Below are 401 nucleotides of genomic sequence, written 5' to 3' on the forward strand. Positions count from 1 at the left end.
AGCTTCAGCGCCACGGCGACGGCCGCCAGCGGCACCGACGCGGAGAGGTGCACCACGTAGGTCGCGGCGAGCACGGGCACGCCCAGGAGCAGCTCCTTTTTCCAGCCCTCGCGCTCCAGCCCCACCTGCGCGGGCCCCTGGCGGTCGCGCCACAGCAGCACCGCCACCAGCAGGCACATCCCGAGCGCGCGGATGACCAGCGGCGCCATGGACAGCGAGAAGCCCTTCTCCACCTCCGCATCGGAGGCGACCCAGGCGCCCGCGCCCGTGCCGCCCAGCGCCACGATGAGCCCCAGGATGCCGAACCACGCCCCCCGGCGCGTGGCCTCCCAGGGACGCAGCAGGGCCAGTCCCCACGCCAGCAGCGCGACCGCGACCGCGACCAGGGCTGTCTCTTATAC

Annotated in this window: 1 pseudogene; it reads right to left on the bottom strand. The window is 74.1% G+C overall.

Features of this window, described 5'->3' with window-relative positions:
* Positions 1-284 (bottom strand): annotated as a pseudogene (locus D7V97_RS43885) (CPBP family intramembrane glutamate endopeptidase); the annotation flags it as partial.
* Between the last annotated feature and the right edge of the window lie 117 nt (positions 285-401).

Origin of the sequence: Corallococcus sp. CA053C, from assembly GCF_003611675.1 — a bacterium.
In the GTDB taxonomy this organism is placed as follows: domain Bacteria; phylum Myxococcota; class Myxococcia; order Myxococcales; family Myxococcaceae; genus Corallococcus.